Source organism: Neobacillus niacini (assembly GCF_030817695.1).
Taxonomy (GTDB): Bacteria; Bacillota; Bacilli; order Bacillales; family Cytobacillaceae; genus Neobacillus; species Neobacillus niacini_F.
This window is the reverse complement of record NZ_JAUSZQ010000003.1, coordinates 547,235-566,950: the sequence shown is the minus strand read 5'-3', so window position 1 is coordinate 566,950 and position 19,716 is coordinate 547,235. Positions and strand designations below refer to the sequence as shown.

The following is a 19,716-nucleotide window of genomic DNA, read 5'->3' as shown; positions in this document are numbered from 1 at the left end:
TCGAGGCACCCTTCATTTATTAATAAATCGTGTGTACACCCTTGCCTGCTATTGTGGCCCATTCAAATTGACGTAGTCTCACTTCAAATAGTGTCAATGGGTCGCGGAACATTTCTGGGTTCGTATTCATTTTTTTCAAGATATCTTGATTGATTGCTATTTGAGACAGTGATTCTTCAATTGCCTCACTAAGTGTCTTCAATGGCTGTCTAAAGAACAATGTTATGTCTCTTTCCAATGATTTCTCAAACAGCTCAAACTGTTGGAAAAAGCGTTCAATCACAATCTCAGTTGGTTCAGAATAGCTATCATTTTTCACAAAGGCTTTGTATTTGTTATACAGCATTGCTTTATTTTGAGATAATGCCCCAAAAAGCTTCCCAGCACTTTTTAATAAGAATTGTGAAGCTGTGTTGCGAAGTAAGACATTTACCTTTTCTAATTGGAATCGGCTCGTCATTCGATCCGTATCCCTATGCCAATCATCAAGTACTTTAAAGTCACATTCAGTTTTAATTCGTTCTTCGCCATATAAGCTATTTAAGCCTTCAGCCATTTCATCTAAAAATTCCTGTCCTTGCTCAAATTCCTCTTTACTTCTGCTAATCCATTCCTGGAGTGATGTATAATATTTCGGCATTACCTCTTGCTCAAGGTAATTTTGCAATCTATTATTCATCACCTCATTTAGCTCGATATGAATCGTACTAAGGTTGCTGTCTTCTTTGATTAACTCCGAGCATTCCTGAAGTATTTTTGGTACTGTGTTAGAAATTTCATTTTGGATGCTTTCCTTTATGGCACGGTAAGATCTTGTGATGGCCTTTATTTTTTGAGCCTCAGCATCCTTTAATTGATTAAGGGCTCCATTTAGCTTCATTACTACTTCTTCATTCCACCGCACCGACTCAATTAATTGATTCTCAACGTCAATTCTTTTTTGCAACAGTCTGGAAATAGTCGTCCTAATGAAGAATAAAAGCTTAGCCAAGCGTTTGTCTGCTATGTTTCTAGTATCTTTGATTGATTCGATAAAGCCCTTTAATTCGACTAATTGCTGTCCTCTTTCGTATTGGGAGGAGTAGGCAAATACCTGTGACTCAGGTAAAAAAGACTGAATCTTAGACTTTGTTTCATCGAAAATCCTTATTGCTTCCTGCTCATTAACAATCGTATCCATCTTATTTAAAAGAAAATGGATAGGAATATCAGGTGCAAGCTCAATAATTTGTGATAGAACACCCTTCTCCATCTCCGTAAACGGTGCATTTGCATCTAAGACAAACAATAATGTATCTGCCATTTGAACATACTGCAGTACTTCATAACGATCTTGGTAGCTGCGGTTTAATCCTGGCGTTTCAATTAATGCGAGCTTCTGCTCATACAAAAATGGAAATGGCTGCTGGAATTCGATAATCGACTCGAGCGCATTCCGGCGTCGATCCATACGCTCTTGGAAATGGGTAAAATCCGCGAGTTGAACATTTTCCTGGTCAGTTATTTCATAGATATTTAGGTCTTCACAGTCTTTAAACATTACGAGTGATGACGTTGGGCTATCCTGAATTTCTTCACCCAGGATGGAATTTACGAAAGCTGACTTTCCACTTCCGCTTAAGCCTGTAATGAATAGGTGATGGGTGTCAAAATCATTCAATTGCTGAACCATCCATTTTAAGTGGTTATTTTCACCCATATCATTTGCTTTTGCCCAGTAAATGATTGCCTCGAAGAGACTTAAACACTCCTCTAATTCGTCGATATTACTTACCGTTTCACTGATAAGATTTTCGGCATCACTGACAATAGACATACTAATACTTGTTGGAAACAGCTCATTCCATGACAATACCGCTGCTGATACTAGGACTGTATGCTTTGGTACAGTTAACCTCAGCCAATTTGTTAAAAGGTCTGGTACTAGATTTTCCAGAGCTTTAATAGAATAGTCTCCATTGATTAAACTAAAATAGGTTTGATAATGAAACTCTGAAAGGGATTCAAAATGATCATTTCGGCTAATTTCAAGATTGAATAGTAGATGATTTACCTCTCTTAGCCATGTAAAATATGACTCTTCATCTTTGTAACTTTTCCAAAGAGAAGTTGTAAGCTCTTCAAACTTACTTTTGTCTAAACTATACAATTCAAAGATTGCTTGTATGAAGTAATTTGGATTCAAGCTTTTTGTAAGGTTTTTCTTTACATAGGTATTTACAGTCTCAAACCAATCGATTGAACCTGTCCTTTTGGCTTCATTTACTGCCAGCTCAATCGCATGATCCCAATCCTGCTGATCCTCAAAATAGGAACGAGCGATTTCAGTGACATTTGGATAATCAGGGTTTAAATCAATCGTTCTTTTGATTATCTCAACTGCTTCGTCACGCTTCCCCCGATCAATGTAGAGTGAAAAAAGCTGCAGCGCAACTTCTGTCTTCAATGTAAGATTATTGGTTTCAATCGATAGATATAGATCCTCTGCGTTTGAAAGCAGACCTGATTCATAATACGCATCGGCAATATTTTTTCTAGCCCATAATTCGAGTTCCCCAGTAATATTTTCCCATTTGAAAATCGCTGCTTCAAAGTCCCGGTTATGAAAATAAATTTCACCTTGTGCAAAGCGAATAGATGTTAAATTTGGCAGGTCTTTCTGGAGTTCTTCCTGATATGCGTCACCTAATACACGAATTGGCTGCACGTTCTCATGTTCATTTATATACATTTGATAATACGATTTATTAATTAACTGACCCTCTATTGTCATAACTGTCCCCCCAATTACCACCACTTCTTTTGTATTCATATGGAAAAGAGGCAGAATTATTCCTTTATATAATACGAACTGCGTACTCATTTTTAGTCCCAATTATATCAATTCTATCAAACGATTTTTTAATTCAGATTTCAGATATATTTCAATTTGGATACAATCCATTTAAATTAGTTGATACTTTTATAGAATTTTACAGTATGCCCAGTGTTTGATTTTGGGAGGTGTAAAAAAAAACGGGAGGCACCAGCCTTCCGATTTTATAAAACCTTACTCAAGAAGGCTTTTGTTCTCTCTTCTTTTGGATGATCAAATAATTCATTTGGAATGTTCTCCTCGACAATTAATCCACCATCCATAAATATTACGCGGTCCCCTACTTCCTTTGCAAAACCCATTTCATGGGTGACAACTACCATCGTCATGCCTTCTTTAGCGAGCTGCTTCATAACCTCTAAAACCTCTCCAACCATTTCCGGATCAAGGGCTGAGGTTGGCTCATCAAATAGCATAATCTTCGGTTCCATGGCAAGTGCTCTAGCAATCGCGACACGCTGCTTTTGCCCGCCTGATAAGGAGTCAGGATACGCATCTGCTTTATCCTCTAATCCTACTTTTCTTAAAAGCTCTAAACCTTTTTTTCTTGCCTGCTCAGCTGAAATATTTCTCACCTTCATTGGTGCGAGCATGATATTTTCAATTACTTTTTTGTGCGGGAATAAATTAAATTGTTGAAAAACCATCCCCACTTCCATCCGGACTTTATTAATATCAGTCTTTTTGTCAGTGATATCTAATCCTTCTATATAAACATGTCCGTGAGTAATCGTTTCTAAGAGATTAATACAACGAAGGAACGTAGATTTACCAGAACCAGATGGGCCAATCACTACCACCACCTCTTGTGGCTTAACACTTACAGTAATATCCTTAAGGACCACGTTCGTTCCAAATGATTTTTTTAAATTTTTCACTTCAATCATTCTGTTGCAAGTCTCCTTTCAAGACGACTTAAGATGAAGCTTAATGAAAGCGTTAATAGAAGGTAAATAAGTGCTGCCGTAATATATGGCTCCCATACACGGAAATATTGTCCTTGCATGGCTCGTCCCCAATACATGAGTTCTGGGGCTGCGACTAATGATGCAAGTGAGGACTCTTTAATTAAGACGATAAATTCATTACCTAAAGGAGGAATCATTCGCTTAAATGCTTGTGGAAGAATTACATAACGCATAGCTTGTACATGATTCATTCCAAGAGAACGGGCCGCTTCCATCTGCCCTTTGTCAATCGATTGAATTCCTGCACGAAAAATTTCCGCTATGTATGCCGCAGAGTTTAATGACAGAGTTAGAATCGCGGCAGCAATACCATTCGTACCGCCGGTAAACATAGGTACTACCGCAAAATGAATTAACATAATTTGTACAAGCATTGGTGTACCACGGAACAAAGTGATATACAAGCCAAAAGGAAATGATAGGTATTTATTTCTCATCATTTTTCCTAACCCGATAAACAAACCAAGTATTGTCCCTATTAAAATACCAGCTAACGATAGTCCAATTGTCAGCAGCGTCCCTTTAAGAAAAAAGGGTGCGTATTCCGCTAAAATATTCCATTGAATATCCATAAATAATCCCCCTATAAATACGTTGACCCTCTGTTAAATTATGTAAGACTATAAATGAAACTAAAAATTGCGTAACTTCTAGTTTTCAAGAGTTACGCAATTTCGTAATTATAATTATTGTTGGTCTTTTAGTAACTGTACATCTGGATCTACCTTAAACCATTCATTGTAAATTTTTGCATATGTTCCATTATCAAATACTTCGTTTAGGGCTTTATCAAAATCCGCTTTTAACTTACTTCCCTTTGGAAACATTATTCCGTAAAACTCTTGAGCGAATGCATCCTTATCTTCAATGATGACAAACTTATCATTAGGATTATTTTTTGCATATTCTTCAATTACTGTATTATCCGCAACAACCGCATCTGCTCCTCCAGCCTTAAGCTCAAGAATGGCTAAGTTATTGTTTTCAAACTTTTTAATTTGATCGCTGTTTTTACCAAGAAGACCTTCAACCGCTTCCTGCCCAGTTGTTGCATTTTGAACAGCCACTGTTTTGTCCTTCAAATCTTCAGCACTTTTGATGTCACTGCCTTCTGGAACCATAATCTTATTGGTAGATAAGAAATATGGTACAGAAAAATCATATGTTTTCTTTCTATCATCATTAATGGTAATGGAGGAAATACCAATATCAGCAATTTTCTTCTCTAATTCTACGAATATTGGATCCCAGCCTGTGTGCGCAATATCTATTTCATATCCTGCTTCTTTCGCTACCGCTTTAATTAAATCAATATCAAAGCCTACAATTTCACCCTTATCCTGGTATTCAAATGGTGCATATGCTGCGTCTGTTACTACGCGGAGAGTCTTCTTTCCATCACCTGAATCATCCCCATTACCACTTGTCTCACTTGAACCACAAGCAGTAAGAATTAACATAAAAGCTACGACCAGGAATGTTGAAAATAATTTAATATTCTTCCTCATTAGTATCCCCCTAATATTTTTATAAATAATCTTTGTAACATTTATAATTTTTAGAATATAGCCAATATAACTTTTTTTAGGTATTTATTCAATATATTATTAATAAAACTCTGCTATTTTAAAAGGCTAAAAAAGTAATATGAAAATAGCATTTTAAATAGATATTTGTCCCTCTTGGCTTAATTATTTATGTTGGTTTTTATACTTTGTTAGGCATTTGCCCACACTCTCCGCTTACACCTACATAATCTATAGGGTATTCAATCAAAAAGGAGAGTTGCCCAATGTATCCTTATGGCTATTATCAAGTACCGCAAGTGCAGTACGATTACAATTCATATGACCAGTTAGATCCATATGCCCAACAAGACCAATATGACCCGTATGATCCAGACAGACAACCACAACAACTGGAGCGCAGAGTCACTCGACTAGAAAGAGAAAATGAGCGTCAGCAAAGAGAAATCAATCAACTTCAACGAAGACTTCAACGAGTTAATCAACGCCTGCGTCAAGTGGAAAGACGTTTCAACTTCCCATTCACACCATTCGACGGCGATTATTAAAAAGTATGTATGAACCAGGCAGCTAACGCCTGGTTCTTTTTGAATTTGTGAGATTTCCTCATACAAACACAAAAATCTTGTCAGTATTTCTGACACAAATCCTGACAAATTCAAATTATTTCGTTAACTTTTAGAATACATACTGTTTAGATAAGGGGAGATTGCGATGTATAGGACGATTGATATTGAATTAGCTGAAAAGATTCTTCAGCTAGATAAACAAAGGGATGAATTGTATGAAGAGCTTATGCTAAAACTAGGCTCACGTGCACATGAGCTGATTAGAGCACTTCAAAATCGATAATCAGGGAGTGAAGGAGCATGACAAATCGATTGCGTAAAGGAGTCGAAACACTTAAACTATTTTACATTAATAGATTAATTGAATCTGGTCTTTATAACGCTTCTGACGATGATCTACATTCCCTCACTTTAAGTGAATTACAAAATATTTTCAAAAAACATTCCCCAAAAATAATAAACTAAACAATTGAATTACCAATTACTGAAATCCAATCAAGTAAGGAAAGTTAACATAAATTATGGTATAGAACTTAATCACAGTAGAGCGTGGTGAGATAAAAATGGCGAATGATTCTTCTTATAAAGATAAAAAGGTGATTACGATTGGGATTGTAAGAGACCTAACCGGTCTTTCAGAGCGGCAAATACGCTATTACGAGGAACGAAAATTAATTTTTCCAGAAAGATCCCCTGGCGGGAGCAGAAAATATTCCTTTGCAGACGTTGAGTTATTAGTGGAAATTGCCAACAAAATTGAAGATGGTGTTCAAACTCATGAAATTAGAAAAGAAATGCTTCGAGCTCAGAAAAAGCAAAATCAGACTGATGTTACACGAAAGATGATACAAGGACAATTAAATGCACAATTTGGTTTACGGAAAGGTCCATCTTCTAAATAGAGAGGATGGTTTTCTTTTTGCTAAGAATTGAAAAACTAACCTACTTCCCCCTTATTTTCAAAAACCACGTAAGAAAACCTCACACATTTGTAGAATAGATATTAAATCCATGTAAAAATACAAATACATCAAATGTTAAGAAAATTAACATGAACTTAAGGGGGAGAAATAATGGATACTTTATTCTTAATGAACAGTTTATGGGTAATGGTTAGCGCAGTTCTAGTCATCTTAATGATCGGAGGATTCATCCTGCTGGAAACTGGATCAACTCGCATGAAAAATGCAGGCCATATTGCAGGAAAAACAATACTTACTTTTGGAATCTCTTCTATCGTATTTTGGGCAGTAGGTTATGGTTTAATCTTTGGTGAAGGAAATCCACTTATCGGACTTTCAGACTTCTTCTACTCGGGATACGACATTGAAGGTCTGGCACTTTCCGGTTCCGTATTCTTTTTATTCCAATTAGCTTTTGCTGGAATTTCATTAACCATTGCATTCGGCGGCTTTGCCGAACGAGCAAAACTAGGAGCCTACCTTGTATTCGCAGTACTTTTCTCCGTAATCGTATATCCGCCAATCGCTCACTGGATTTGGGGAGGCGGCTGGTTAGCAGAACATGGTAAACAGGATTTCGCAGGCTCAACTGTTGTTCACTTAACAGGAGCGATGGCCGCATTTGCAGCTACTTTAATCCTAAAGCCTCGTATTGGAAAATATAATAAAGATGGTTCAGCAAATAATCTCGCAGGACACAACCAAGTATTTACTGCACTAAGTGTATTACTCTTATGGGTTGGATGGTTTGGATTTAATGCCGGCAGTACTGTTTCCGTTGACGGTGCATTCTTTGGATTCGTAGCACTTAATACAAACTTAGCAGCTGGTGCCGGAGTCATTGCAGCAATGATTATTTCTTGGATTGTAATGGGCAAAGCAGATGTTCCAATGATGTTAAATGGCGCCTTAGCAGGATTAGTGGCAATTACAGCTTCTTGTGCCTTTGTTGACACATGGGCTGCAGTCCTAATCGGTTTCATTGCAGGATTCCTGGTATTTTATAGCATTCGATTCTTTGAAAGCAAAGGGATTGACGATCCAATCGCCGCCCTATCTGTTCACGGCACTGCAGGTATTTGGGGAACATTATCAACAGGGTTCTTCGCAACACCAGAATTAGCAACAGTTGGAGAGCCAGGGTTGTTTTACGGAGGCGGCTTACACCAACTCGGCGTTCAGGCATTAGGAGTTGTCAGCAGCGGTGCTTTTGCTTTTATCGTCTCTTTTATTCTATTAACCATTATGAAAGCCGTTATGAACGGTCTGCGCGTTACAGAAGAAGAAGAAATTATCGGTCTTGACATGAGTGAGCATGGAAGCTACGGTTACCCTGAAATGGTAAAGACAGAAAAAGCCATAATTAGTTCAAAGCTAAACGCTTAATAAACAGCCTCCATCCCCATTTTAAGGGGATGGAATCTGTTTTTCTTTAAAAAGGAGGTAACTTAATGGATGACCAGCTACTTAGAGATTAGAAGATTTCGTGATGACCAAATCATTTGGGTTTCTCGCAATCATTTACAGTTAAATCAGCTTCATGATGAAATCATCCAGCGCGTCATTTCTGTTTCAATTAAACAAACAGAAACAAAATACGGCTCCCTTCCCTGCCCCTTCACCTTTTTCATGATGGGAAGTGCTGGACGGTTTGAACAATCCGTATGGAGCGATCAGGATCACGGCATTATTTATCAACAGCAAGGAGATTCAATAAACGATTATTTTTTGGCATTAGGAAAAGAAATCTCACAAGGTCTCAAGCTCGCTGGATATGATTATTGCGATGGCGATGTTATGGCAAGTAATCCTTTATGGTGTAAATCATTTTCTGAATGGAGGAAGCAATTAGTAAATTGGTCCAACAATTCCAACTGGGAATGTATTCGCCATTTATTGATTTTTATTGATGGACGTTCCCTTTACGGTGACGCAAGCCTTCTAGAAAACTTAAAAATAGAAGTCTATCAGACTATCCATAAAGAGAACCTTTTTAAAAAAGTGCTTAATAATACGCTATATCTACAAAAAGGAATTGGTGTACTAGGTCAAATACTTGTGGAAACACACGGGCCGCATACAGGTTCCTTAAATATAAAAGAAAAAGCCCTCTTTCCATATGTAAATGCTGTTCGTTTATTGTCTATTAAAGGGAATATCCTTGAAACCTCTACTATTTTAAGGCTGGAGAAGCTGTCACAAGTTGAACTTCCTTCTATTAAGAGAGAATTATATAAACAACAGTTCTTAAAATTACTCAACTTTCGTCTAACACTATCAAAACGAGACAATTACGAAAATAGCCACTATCTGCCTATCTCCACTCTTTCAAAAACGCAAAAGGAAGAAGTTAAAGAAATACTGAAAAATGGGGCTGCACTGTACCGTTATGTAAGAAAATTAATAGAAAAGGAGGATTACTAATGGGAATGAATGATATGATTCATTTTTTTAGGACTATGTCTGGCAGACTTGGTTCCAATATTTATGCGGGTGTTCAAGGTCAAACCAATATGCAAAATATCTCTTTCATTCGTCAGCTGCAAAAAGAAATGAAAGAAAACAACTGCCTAGACACACCACTAAAGGAATTACAGGTTGTTGTATTTGATTTAGAAACTACTGGTTTCCATCCTGAAAAAGGAGATCGAGTCATCTCAATCGGCGCCATCAAAATGAACGGCCACCAACTATTGAAAACGGAAACTTTTTATTCCCTGGTACATTCTCCACAAACGATTTCAGAAGAAATATCCACCTTGACCAACATTACCAATGAGGAATTGCAAAGTGCACCTATAGCCTCCGAAGTGTTATTGAAATTTTATAAATTTGTTAAGAATCATACACTTGTGGCCCACCACGCCAAGCATGAACAGTCTTTTATGCAAAAACTAACATGGGATTTATTAAAAACTAGATTTGAACATAGAATTATTGATACCTCCTTCCTGCTGCGATTATCCAACCCCCTGATTAAATCTATTCCACTAGAAGAGGCTTGCGAGCAATGCGGAATTGAAGTAATCAATCGGCACCATGCCCTAGAGGATGCGAAACTGACAGCACATCTTTGGAGCCATTATTTAATACTAGCCGAGTCCATGGGTTACAAAAATCTTCGTGAAATATACGAATATCTCGCAAGAATTAGATAGTAGTAAAAGCGAAAAACAACTATAGTGAAAAACTAATGTCCGTTCTTTTAACATGAATGGACCTCTAAAAACCAATCTGTTTTTCAGTTGACTATAGTATAATCCCCGTGTGAAATGACTCTTTTTCTCTCTTCTTTTTTGACCTCAAAAAAAATTTTTTTACTATTTTAATTTCTCGCCAACCTTAATCTAACAATGATGTAAACGCTAACAACATTTTTGATTTATTTGAATTGTCAGATTTTTGTGTTGACCAAGATTTAGATTGGGTGTAAGATTACTGAAAATATATTTTGTATTAAATATTCTAATAACTGAGTATGCCTACGAATTCCCTCACAAATAGGAGATAAGGCATAGGAATTTTTTTACAACAGGTTTTAATTTTCTAAAGCGTTGTATGACTAAAAGGAGTGGTTAGGTTGGGAAGTCAATGGATTTTCCTTGGCGGAGAGTTCGTCAAGAAAGAGGATGCTGTAGTTTCAGTTTTTGACCATGGATTTTTATATGGAGATGGAGTTTTTGAAGGCATTCGTGTTTATAGCGGAAACGTCTTTAGACTCGACGCCCACCTAAAAAGACTGTTCGAATCAGCACAATCCATTATGCTGAAAATTCCTTATACACAGGAAGAAATGACACAATTAATTGTGGATACAATTAGAAAAAATCAATTAGACAGCGCCTATATTCGTGTTGTTGTTTCACGAGGTAAAGGAAATCTCGGACTGGACCCTTCCTCCTGCCCAACGCCAAGCGTAATTATTATCGCTGAGCAATTAGCTTTATACCCAAAGGAATTTTATGAGCAAGGAATTAAAATTGCATCTGTTCCGAGCAGACGAAATCGCCCAGACGTACTAAGTCCACAAGTTAAATCACTTAACTATTTAAATAATATTCTAGTTAAATTAGAAGCCAATCAGGCTGGTGTACAAGAGGCTTTAATGCTCAATGATCAAGGATATGTAACAGAAGGTTCCGCTGACAATATCTTCATTGTAAAAAATGGAGTTATTTACACCCCTCCTGTTTACTTGGGGGCATTAGAAGGAATTACCCGAAACGCGATTATTGATGTGGCAAGAGCAAAAGGTTATGAGGTAAGAGAATCCCCATTCACCCGGCACGATGTTTATGTGGCTGATGAGGTGTTCCTAACTGGTACTGCTGTAGAAGTCATTGCTGTTATATCAGTCGATGGCCGCGAAATAAGCGGCGGTAAACCAGGAAACGTTACAAACGACCTCTTAGAAGAATTTAGAAAAATCGTAACAACAGACGGAGTGGCTTGTTACCCTGAATCAGCAAACCACGCTATTGTCAGTTAGGAGAATAAAAATGCGAAGCGATATGATTAAAAAGGGAATTGATCGTGCTCCCCACCGCAGCCTATTATACGCAACTGGGGTAACTGTGAAGGACCTAGATAAACCGTTTATCGGTGTCTGTAACTCATTTATTGAAATTATTCCTGGACACAAACATCTTAATCATTTCGGTGAGATTGTTAAAGAAGCGATACGTGAAGCTGGCGGAATACCTTTTGAATTTAATACTATCGGCGTTGATGATGGAATTGCAATGGGTCATATTGGAATGCGTTACTCGCTTCCAAGCCGTGAAATTATCGCTGATAGTGCAGAAACTGTCATTAATGCTCATTGGTTCGATGGCGTCTTCTATATTCCGAACTGTGACAAAATCACACCTGGAATGTTAATGGCAGCAGTCCGAACCAACGTTCCTTCTGTTTTTGTCTCAGGCGGTCCAATGGAAGCTGGTGTTTCCTCTACCGGGAAAAATCTTTCTCTCACTTCTGTTTTCGAGGGAGTTGGAGCCTACCATAGTGGAAAAATGACTCAGCAGGAGCTGCTTGATATTGAAACTGCAGCATGCCCTACTTGCGGATCTTGTTCCGGGATGTTTACTGCAAACTCGATGAACTGTCTGATGGAAGTGTTAGGAATGACGGTTCCGGGTAACGGAACCATTGTAGCAACTTCTGAAAAAAGACATGAGCTAATTCGACAAGCAGCGAAACACTTAGTTGAATTAGTGAAAAAGGATATTAAACCACGAGATATTATCACTAGGGAAGCAATAGACAATGCATTTGCTTTAGATATGGCTATGGGAGGTTCGACGAACACCGTTCTACATACCTTAGCTATTGCTCATGAAGCAGGTATTGACTATGATTTAAGTGAAATTAATAAGATTGCTGAAAGAGTCCCATATTTAGCCAAAATCATGCCTGCATCTGATTACTCTATGGATGATGTACATCGCGCAGGAGGAGTTAGTGCCATTCTAAATGAGTTATGTAAAATTGAAGGTGCACTTCATCAAGATTGCTTAAGTATTACGGGTAAAACTCTTGCTGAAAATGTGAAGGATGCAACAATAACGAATGAAAATGTCATTCGGACCAAGGATAATCCATATAGCCCTGTTGGCGGCCTATCCATCTTATATGGAAACATTGCTCCAGATGGCGGTGTTATCAAAGTTGGTGCCGTGGATCCATCTATTAAAACCTTCCTTGGTGAAGCCATTGTTTTCGAGTCCCAAGATGAGGCACAGGAAAACATTAATAATGGAACTGTTAAGGCTGGTCATGTTGTCGTCATTCGTTATGAAGGACCTAAAGGCGGACCAGGAATGCCTGAAATGCTTGCTCCAACATCCGCAATTGCTGGACGTGGTTTAGGCAAAGAAGTTGCACTCATTACTGATGGTCGTTTCTCAGGCGCCAGCCGAGGAATCTCAATTGGGCATATTTCACCAGAAGCTGCTGAAGGTGGTCCTATCGGACTCGTTGAAAATGGAGACAAGATACGAATTGATCTTCAGGCACGAACCATTGAATTACTTGTTGATGACGAGGTACTGGCAGAAAGACGCCGTCTATGGCAAAAGCCAGAGCCAAAAATCAAAACCGGCTACCTTGCCAAATACGCAAAGTTAGTTACATCTGCCAACACTGGCGGAGTTATGAAAATATAAAATGAAGATTTAGAAACTGTAACTTTAACCTACACAGGGTTTAGGCTCCCTTTTAATAGCCGAGGTTAAAGACATTTCAGTTGATTTGAAAAATTTATAGACAAAATCGATGACGGGAATAAAGGAATAAGAAAATGTATTTTCAGAGAGCTGGGGTTGCTGGAAGCCCAGTAATACACCTTATTCCGACATCATCCCTGAGTATTGAGCTGAACAGTCTTAACTTATTAGGCTCAATCGGGTGTCCATCTTTGGCACCTGTTACAAAAAGAAGCGGTTAAGAATCTTTTTATCGCTTCAAGAGGCAGTATTCGTAAGGATGCTGTAAAACCGGGTGGTACCGAGAAATGGAAGGTCCTTTCTCCCCGATATATTCTGCTTTTGTTTTTTTCTGCAGTTTATTCGGAGAGATTAGGGCCTTCTTTTACTTTTATTAGATATCTAGGTTTTTGGTTTATATCACCAATTTCAATTATTCTGTCAATTTTCTTTATATTTCAGGTATAATCTTAGATATATTTTCAAAAGATTAAAACATTAACAAGGAGGGATTACAAGGTGAAAGTAGAAGCAAAGCCGGACTTCCAAACGAGTACGGCACCTAAAACGGGTGCAGACCTGCTCATTGACTTATTAATTAAGGAAGGTGTTGATACGCTTTTTGGGTATCCGGGTGGTGCCGTACTGCCAATATATGACGCGATTTATCGTGCGAGAGGCACCATTAAACACGTCCTCTTCCGTCACGAGCAAGGAAGCATTCATGCTGCTGAAGGTTATGCACGTATAACGGGAAAACCTGGGGTTGTAATAGCGACTTCTGGTCCTGGTGCTACCAATCTGGTGACTGGAATTACTGACGCAATGATGGATTCTTTACCTCTAGTCATTTTCACTGGACAGGTAGCAAGAGGTGTAATCGGAACCGACGCATTTCAAGAAGCCGATGTCATGGCCATAACCACACCGATCACAAAACATAATTATCAGGTACAAGACATTGCCGACTTACCGCGGATTGTAAAAGAAGCCTTTCATATTGCTTCAACTGGCCGTCCAGGTCCGGTATTAATCGATATTCCAAAAGATATATCGGCAGGAGAATTATTCGAAACACCTGTGGAAGGAGTGATCCACCTCCCTGGATACCAGCCAACAACAAAGCCAAATCCGCTGCAAATCAAAAAACTTGCTGACGCGATTGCAAAGTCAAAAAAACCTGTTATTCTCGCAGGTGCTGGTATTCTACATGGTAAAGCTTCTGCAGAGTTAACAGCTTTTGCTGAAAAGCACAAGATTCCAGTTGTAACCACCCTTCTTGGTCTTGGTACTTTCCCAGCAAACAATCTTCTCTCTTTAGGGATGGGTGGTATGCACGGAACATATGCAGCGAACATGGCACTGTATGAATCAGACTTACTCATCAATATAGGTGCCCGCTTTGATGACCGTCTTACAGGGAACCTTAAGCATTTTGCTCCAACTGCGAAAGTGGCACATATTGATATTGATCCAGCGGAAATTGGAAAAAATGTTCCAACAAACATTCCAATTGTTTCTGATTCGAAGGAAGCTTTGGTTGAGTTAATTAATGAAACAACAAAGTCTCCTGAAAATGAAGAATGGTTAGAAACACTAACCAAGTATAAAGAAGAATTCCCATTATGGTATAAGCATGATCCAAACGGAATGTCTCCTCAATGGCTGATTGAAGCTATTCATAAAGTAACAAATGGAGACGCTGTTGTTACGACAGACGTTGGTCAACACCAAATGTGGGCCGCTCAGTATTACAACTTTGAAAAACCACATCGCTGGGTAACATCCGGTGGACTTGGAACGATGGGCTTCGGCTTCCCTGCTGCAATTGGGGCGCAAATGGCTTCACCAGGAAGTACAGTAGTAGCAATAGTTGGTGACGCTGGATTCCAGATGACGCTGCAAGAGTTATCCGTAATCTATGAACAGAATCTTCCTGTCAAGATCATCATTGTTAATAACGGTGCCCTAGGAATGGTTAGACAATGGCAGGAATTATTACATGGAAACCGAATTTCAGAGTCCATTCTTCAGACTCAGCCAGATTTTGTAAAGCTTGCTGAAAGCTACCATATCAGAGGGCTAAAGATTGAAAGCCAAGAAGAATTGATCACCAAGCTTCCTGAAATATTTGCTTATGATGGTCCTGTTTTAATGGACTGCCGAGTATTGCAGCAGGAAAAGGTCTTCCCAATGATTGCTCCTGGCAAAGGATTACATGAAATGATTGGGGTGAAACCATCATGAAAAGGATAATATCCTTAACTGTTCAAGACCGAAGTGGTGTTTTAAATCGAGTCACTGGTTTATTGCAAAGGCGACAATTTAATATTTCAAGCATTTCAGTCGGTCCAACTGAAACCGAAGGCATTTCAAAAATGACCTTGGTAGTGGAAGTCGAAGATGAGCAGCGCCTTGAACAAGTTACAAAACAACTAAACAAGCAAATTGATGTTTTAAAAGTCTCAGATATTACAGATAAGGCGATTGTCGCACGTGAACTGGCTTTAATTAAAGTAGCAGGCAGCTCTCAGCTCCGCAGTGAAATTAACGGAATTATAGACCCATTCCGTGCCTTGATCATTGACGTTAGTAAAGACAGCTTAACGATACAGATCACAGGCCGGCCAGACAAAATTGATGCTTTAATTGACTTACTTCGCCCATATGGAATTAAAGAGATTGCTAGAACAGGACTAACCGCATTCTTACGCGGACATCAACCACAGGTTAACGAGTTAACTACCTACTCTCAAATAAAATAAACATTTTCGAAGGGATGATTATAATGGCAAAAGTATTATATAACGGAGATATTCAAGAGGCAGTTTTACAAGGAAAGAAGATCGCAGTAATCGGATATGGCTCACAAGGTCATGCTCATGCATTAAACCTAAAGGAAAGCGGTTTTGATGTTGTTGTTGGTCTAAGAGAAGGAAAGTCTTGGGATAAGGCAGTTGAAGATGGTGTTGAAGTAACTTCAGTTGCAGAAGCAACTCGTCAAGCAGAAGTTGTAATGGTTTTACTTCCAGATGAAATGCAGCCAAAAGTATACGAAGAAAGCATTAAACCAAACCTTGAAGCTGGTAACTCTCTAGTATTCGCACATGGTTTCAACGTTCATTTTACACAAATCGTTCCTCCTGCTGACGTAGACGTATTCCTTGTTGCTCCTAAAGGTCCAGGACACTTAGTTCGTCGTACTTATACAGAAGGTGCCGGCGTTCCAGCATTATATGCAGTTTATCAAGACTACACAGGTAAAGCGCGTGACTTAGCTTTAGCTTATGCAAAAGGAATCGGTTCTGCTCGTGCGGGTGTATTGGAAACTTCTTTCCAAGAAGAAACAGAAACAGATTTATTCGGAGAACAGGCGGTTCTTTGCGGCGGTACTACTGCCCTAATCAAAGCTGGTTTCGAAACTCTAGTAGAAGCTGGTTATCAGCCTGAAGTTGCTTACTTTGAGTGTTTACACGAATTAAAATTAATCGTTGACCTTCTATATGAAGGAGGATTAGAAAACATGCGTTATTCTATCTCTGATACAGCACAATGGGGAGATTTCGTTTCTGGACCACGTGTTGTTAATGAAGATACAAAAGCACGCATGAAAGATGTATTAACAGATATCCAAACTGGTGCATTTGCAAAGGGCTGGATCTTGGAGAACCAAGCAAACCGTCCACAATTTAACGCAATTAACCGCAGTGAAAACAATCACCCAATTGAGGTTGTCGGCCGTGAGCTTCGTGAATTAATGCCATTTATTAAAAAGCCTGTAAACCAAAAGAAAGAAGCTGTGGTAAATGGTTCACGTTAACATCTTTGATACGACACTGCGCGATGGTGAACAGTCCCCTGGTGTAAACTTAAACCAACTCGAAAAACTTGAGATTGCCAGACAATTAGAAAGGTTTGGCGTTGATATTATGGAGGCCGGTTTTCCGGCTTCCTCCCAAGGGGATTTCGAGGCAGTAAGAGCAATTGCCCGGAGTATTAAAAACAGTTCCGTCACAGGCCTGGCAAGAGCAACCAAATCGGACATTGACATTGCGTGGGACGCATTAAAGGATGCTGCAGAACCAAGGTTGCATGTTTTCCTTGCTACCTCCCCTATTCACATGAAATATAAATTATTTAAAACACCTGAGGAAGTCATTCAAACCTCTGTCGATATGGTGGCTTATGCAAAACAACGCTTCCCTCATATCGAATGGTCTGCTGAAGACGCTTCTCGTTCAGACCTTGATTTTCTTGTCAAAATCATTACAAAGGTTATCGATGCAGGGGCAACAGTCATTAATCTCCCTGACACGGTAGGTTATGCAACGCCAGCCGAATATGGTTATATGTTCCGTTATATTCGAGAAAACGTTCCAAATATTCATAAGGCTTCACTATCCTGCCACTGTCATGATGATTTAGGAATGGCTGTAGCTAATACACTAGCAGCGATTGAGAACGGTGTTACCCAGGTCGAGGGAACAATTAATGGTATTGGGGAACGCGCCGGAAATGCCTCACTAGAGGAAATCGCTGTAGCACTAAATATTAGAAAAGATAAATACCCTTTTACTACGAATCTTGTCTTAAAAGAAATTAAGCGCACAAGTGACCTTGTCAGCCGTTTTACAGGAATGATCGTTCCCGGAAATAAGGCTGTAGTAGGAAAAAATGCTTTTGCTCATGAGTCTGGTATTCATCAGGATGGTGTATTAAAAAATACCTTAACCTATGAAATTATTACACCAGAAATGGTCGGTATCCAATCAAATGATTTAGTTCTTGGTAAGCATTCCGGACGTCATGCCTTTAAAGATAAAATTGAAAATATGGGCTTTACATTATCAGCTGAAAAGCTTCAAGAAGCATTTACAGCTTTTAAACAGCTCACCGACCGTAAAAAAGAAGTGACCGATGAAGATTTATTTACGATTTTAACAGACATCCAAACAGCGGTTGCAGATGTTAAAAAATATGAGCTTGTGGCTTTCCAAGTTCATTATGGTTCAGCAAACCTCCCTACTGCAACAGTTGCACTGAACACGCCAGAAGGTGTTCGAGTAGAAACTGCCCGTACGGGTTCAGGAAGTGTTGAAGCCTTAATGAACACATTAGAAGCTCTAATTAAAGAAGAAATTCATCTAACTGATTATAAATTAAATTCTGTTGGTCAAGGGCGTGATGCCTTGGCTGAAGTACATGTAAAAATGACGGTTGATGGTGCACAAGTAAGTGGCCGCGGATCGGCTCAGGACGTATTAGAAGCTTCTGCTAAAGCGTTCTTGAATACCGTAAATCGTGTATTATTCAACACTAAAGCTGTTGCTCAAGCTCAAGCTGAACTAGCTCAAGCATAAAAACCTTTCCTGAGGCGATTTAAAAAAATGATGAGGAGGTTGCTTCGAATGAAAAAACGTATTGTATTACTACCTGGTGATGGGATCGGCAAGGAGGTTATTAATTCTGCAAAAGATGTACTCAATGCTGTTGCAGAAGAATTTAACCACAGTTTTAACTTCGAAACCCATGAAATCGGAGGGGCAGCCATTGACCTTTACGGAACTCCGCTGCCGGAATCAACAGTGGACGCCTGTAAGCAGGCAGATGCGGTATTATTAGGTGCGGTTGGCGGCCCAAAATGGGATAACAACCCCTCCCATTTACGCCCTGAAAGAGGATTACTCGGTATTCGTAAGGCATTAGATTTATATGCAAATTTAAGACCAATTAAAGGCTTTAAAAATTTGCTTCATGCTTCTCCTTTGAAAGAAGAAGTGGTTGCAGGCAGTGACTTATTGATTGTCCGTGAACTAACTGGCGGTATTTACTTTGGTACTCCAAGCGAACGCCGCGATAACGGTCAAACGGTGGTTGATACACTTGCTTATACCCGTAAAGAAATTGAAAGAATCGTAGACAAAGCCTTTCAAGCAGCACAAGGACGGCGTGGGCACCTTACTTCAGTTGATAAAGCAAACGTATTGGAATCTAGCAAAATGTGGCGCGAAGTTGTTGAAGAGAAAAAAGCTCAGTATCCAGACGTAGTGGTTGAGCATGTATTAGTTGATGCGGCTGCAATGAAATTGATTACAAATCCATCCAAGTTCGATGTTATTGTTACCGAGAACATGTTCGGTGACATTCTTAGTGATGAAGCCTCTGTCCTAACAGGTTCACTAGGAATGCTTGCTTCAGCGTCCTTGAGTGAGGATGGAGTTGGTTTATATGAACCAGTTCATGGTTCTGCACCAGATATTGCAGGTAAAGGTATCGCCAATCCATCAGCAATGATTTTATCAACTGCATTAATGCTACGTTACTCTTTCCAACTGAATGATGAGGCAACATTAATTGAGGATGCGGTACAGTCTGTGTTAGATAGCGGATTCCATACAGCAGACCTTCACATTCCTGAAGGAAGACGAGTGGGCACAGAGGAAATGACTCGTCTAATTGTTGATTATATTAAGTCCCAAAATGCATCAAAATGTATCATGAGCTGTTACGTTTAAATTTTTCGCAGCTGGGCTCATAGTCCAGCTGCTTCTCCTTATCAAGAATCTTATTATCCGGGGCAAACTACCCCCTCTCTACTAAATCTATTAAC

General features: G+C 39.1%; 18 protein-coding genes. 14 read left to right on the top strand and 4 right to left on the bottom strand.

What is annotated here, in order from left to right; translation table 11 throughout:
- Positions 1–19: 19 nt before the first annotated feature.
- From QFZ28_RS26270 to QFZ28_RS26255, 4 genes are all read right to left on the bottom strand, one after another.
- Positions 20–2,812, bottom strand: a complete 2,793-nt coding sequence (locus QFZ28_RS26270) for a dynamin family protein (RefSeq protein ID WP_307197575.1) — start codon at positions 2,810–2,812, stop codon at positions 20–22.
- A gap of 227 nt (positions 2,813–3,039) precedes the next feature.
- Entirely contained in the window at positions 3,040–3,762 is a 723-nt protein-coding gene (locus QFZ28_RS26265; RefSeq protein ID WP_307197574.1) for an amino acid ABC transporter ATP-binding protein, read from the bottom strand.
- On the bottom strand, positions 3,759–4,415 hold the full coding sequence (locus QFZ28_RS26260) for an amino acid ABC transporter permease (protein WP_307197573.1): 657 nt from the start codon (positions 4,413–4,415) through the stop codon (positions 3,759–3,761). Before QFZ28_RS26260 ends, QFZ28_RS26265 begins: the two co-directional genes overlap by 4 nt.
- Before the next feature lie 114 nt (positions 4,416–4,529).
- Entirely contained in the window at positions 4,530–5,351 is an 822-nt protein-coding gene (locus tag QFZ28_RS26255) for a basic amino acid ABC transporter substrate-binding protein (protein WP_307197572.1), read from the bottom strand.
- A 284-nt stretch (positions 5,352–5,635) separates the two neighbouring features.
- Here QFZ28_RS26255 and QFZ28_RS26250 point away from each other — a divergent pair, with 284 nt between their 5' ends.
- The 14 genes from QFZ28_RS26250 (at position 5,636) to leuB (ending at position 19,621) form a co-directional block, all read left to right on the top strand.
- Positions 5,636–5,917 (top strand): hypothetical protein, encoded by a 282-nt coding sequence (locus tag QFZ28_RS26250; protein ID WP_307197571.1) that lies wholly within the window; start codon positions 5,636–5,638, stop codon positions 5,915–5,917.
- Between the two features lie 166 nt (positions 5,918–6,083).
- Positions 6,084–6,221: a hypothetical protein gene (locus QFZ28_RS26245; RefSeq protein WP_307197570.1), complete on the top strand. Its 138-nt coding sequence runs from the start codon at positions 6,084–6,086 to the stop codon at positions 6,219–6,221.
- 17 nt (positions 6,222–6,238) lie between these two features.
- On the top strand, positions 6,239–6,403 hold the full coding sequence (locus QFZ28_RS26240; RefSeq protein ID WP_307197569.1) for a Fur-regulated basic protein FbpA: 165 nt from the start codon (positions 6,239–6,241) through the stop codon (positions 6,401–6,403).
- Between the two features lie 98 nt (positions 6,404–6,501).
- On the top strand, positions 6,502–6,840 hold the full coding sequence (locus QFZ28_RS26235) for a MerR family transcriptional regulator (RefSeq protein ID WP_307197568.1): 339 nt from the start codon (positions 6,502–6,504) through the stop codon (positions 6,838–6,840).
- A gap of 171 nt (positions 6,841–7,011) precedes the next feature.
- Positions 7,012–8,286 carry an ammonium transporter gene (locus QFZ28_RS26230; RefSeq protein ID WP_307197567.1) on the top strand — a complete coding sequence of 425 codons (1,275 nt, stop codon included), beginning with the start codon at positions 7,012–7,014 and terminating at the stop codon, positions 8,284–8,286.
- Positions 8,287–8,355: 69 nt separating this feature from the next.
- Positions 8,356–9,324 carry a DUF294 nucleotidyltransferase-like domain-containing protein gene (locus tag QFZ28_RS26225; RefSeq protein WP_307197566.1) on the top strand — a complete coding sequence of 323 codons (969 nt, stop codon included), beginning with the start codon at positions 8,356–8,358 and terminating at the stop codon, positions 9,322–9,324.
- Positions 9,324–10,058: an exonuclease domain-containing protein gene (locus tag QFZ28_RS26220; RefSeq protein ID WP_307197565.1), complete on the top strand. Its 735-nt coding sequence runs from the start codon at positions 9,324–9,326 to the stop codon at positions 10,056–10,058. The genes QFZ28_RS26225 and QFZ28_RS26220 overlap by 1 nt, the downstream gene beginning before the upstream one ends.
- Before the next feature lie 422 nt (positions 10,059–10,480).
- Positions 10,481–11,389: a branched-chain-amino-acid transaminase gene (gene ilvE, locus QFZ28_RS26215; protein WP_307197564.1), complete on the top strand. Its 909-nt coding sequence runs from the start codon at positions 10,481–10,483 to the stop codon at positions 11,387–11,389.
- A gap of 10 nt (positions 11,390–11,399) precedes the next feature.
- The gene (gene ilvD, locus QFZ28_RS26210) at positions 11,400–13,067 is read left to right on the top strand and encodes a dihydroxy-acid dehydratase (protein ID WP_307197563.1); all 1,668 of its coding nucleotides are present in this window, start codon (positions 11,400–11,402) and stop codon (positions 13,065–13,067) included.
- 558 nt (positions 13,068–13,625) lie between these two features.
- Positions 13,626–15,353 (top strand): acetolactate synthase large subunit, encoded by a 1,728-nt coding sequence (ilvB, locus tag QFZ28_RS26205; RefSeq protein WP_307197562.1) that lies wholly within the window; start codon positions 13,626–13,628, stop codon positions 15,351–15,353.
- The gene (gene ilvN, locus QFZ28_RS26200; RefSeq protein WP_034677413.1) at positions 15,350–15,871 is read left to right on the top strand and encodes an acetolactate synthase small subunit; all 522 of its coding nucleotides are present in this window, start codon (positions 15,350–15,352) and stop codon (positions 15,869–15,871) included. The genes ilvB and ilvN overlap by 4 nt, the downstream gene beginning before the upstream one ends.
- A gap of 23 nt (positions 15,872–15,894) precedes the next feature.
- On the top strand, positions 15,895–16,926 hold the full coding sequence (gene ilvC / locus QFZ28_RS26195) for a ketol-acid reductoisomerase (protein WP_307197561.1): 1,032 nt from the start codon (positions 15,895–15,897) through the stop codon (positions 16,924–16,926).
- Positions 16,913–18,466: a 2-isopropylmalate synthase gene (locus QFZ28_RS26190; RefSeq protein WP_307197560.1), complete on the top strand. Its 1,554-nt coding sequence runs from the start codon at positions 16,913–16,915 to the stop codon at positions 18,464–18,466. The genes ilvC and QFZ28_RS26190 overlap by 14 nt, the downstream gene beginning before the upstream one ends.
- 48 nt (positions 18,467–18,514) lie before the next feature.
- Positions 18,515–19,621, top strand: a complete 1,107-nt coding sequence (gene leuB / locus QFZ28_RS26185) for a 3-isopropylmalate dehydrogenase (protein WP_307197559.1) — start codon at positions 18,515–18,517, stop codon at positions 19,619–19,621.
- Positions 19,622–19,716: the final 95 nt, after the last annotated feature.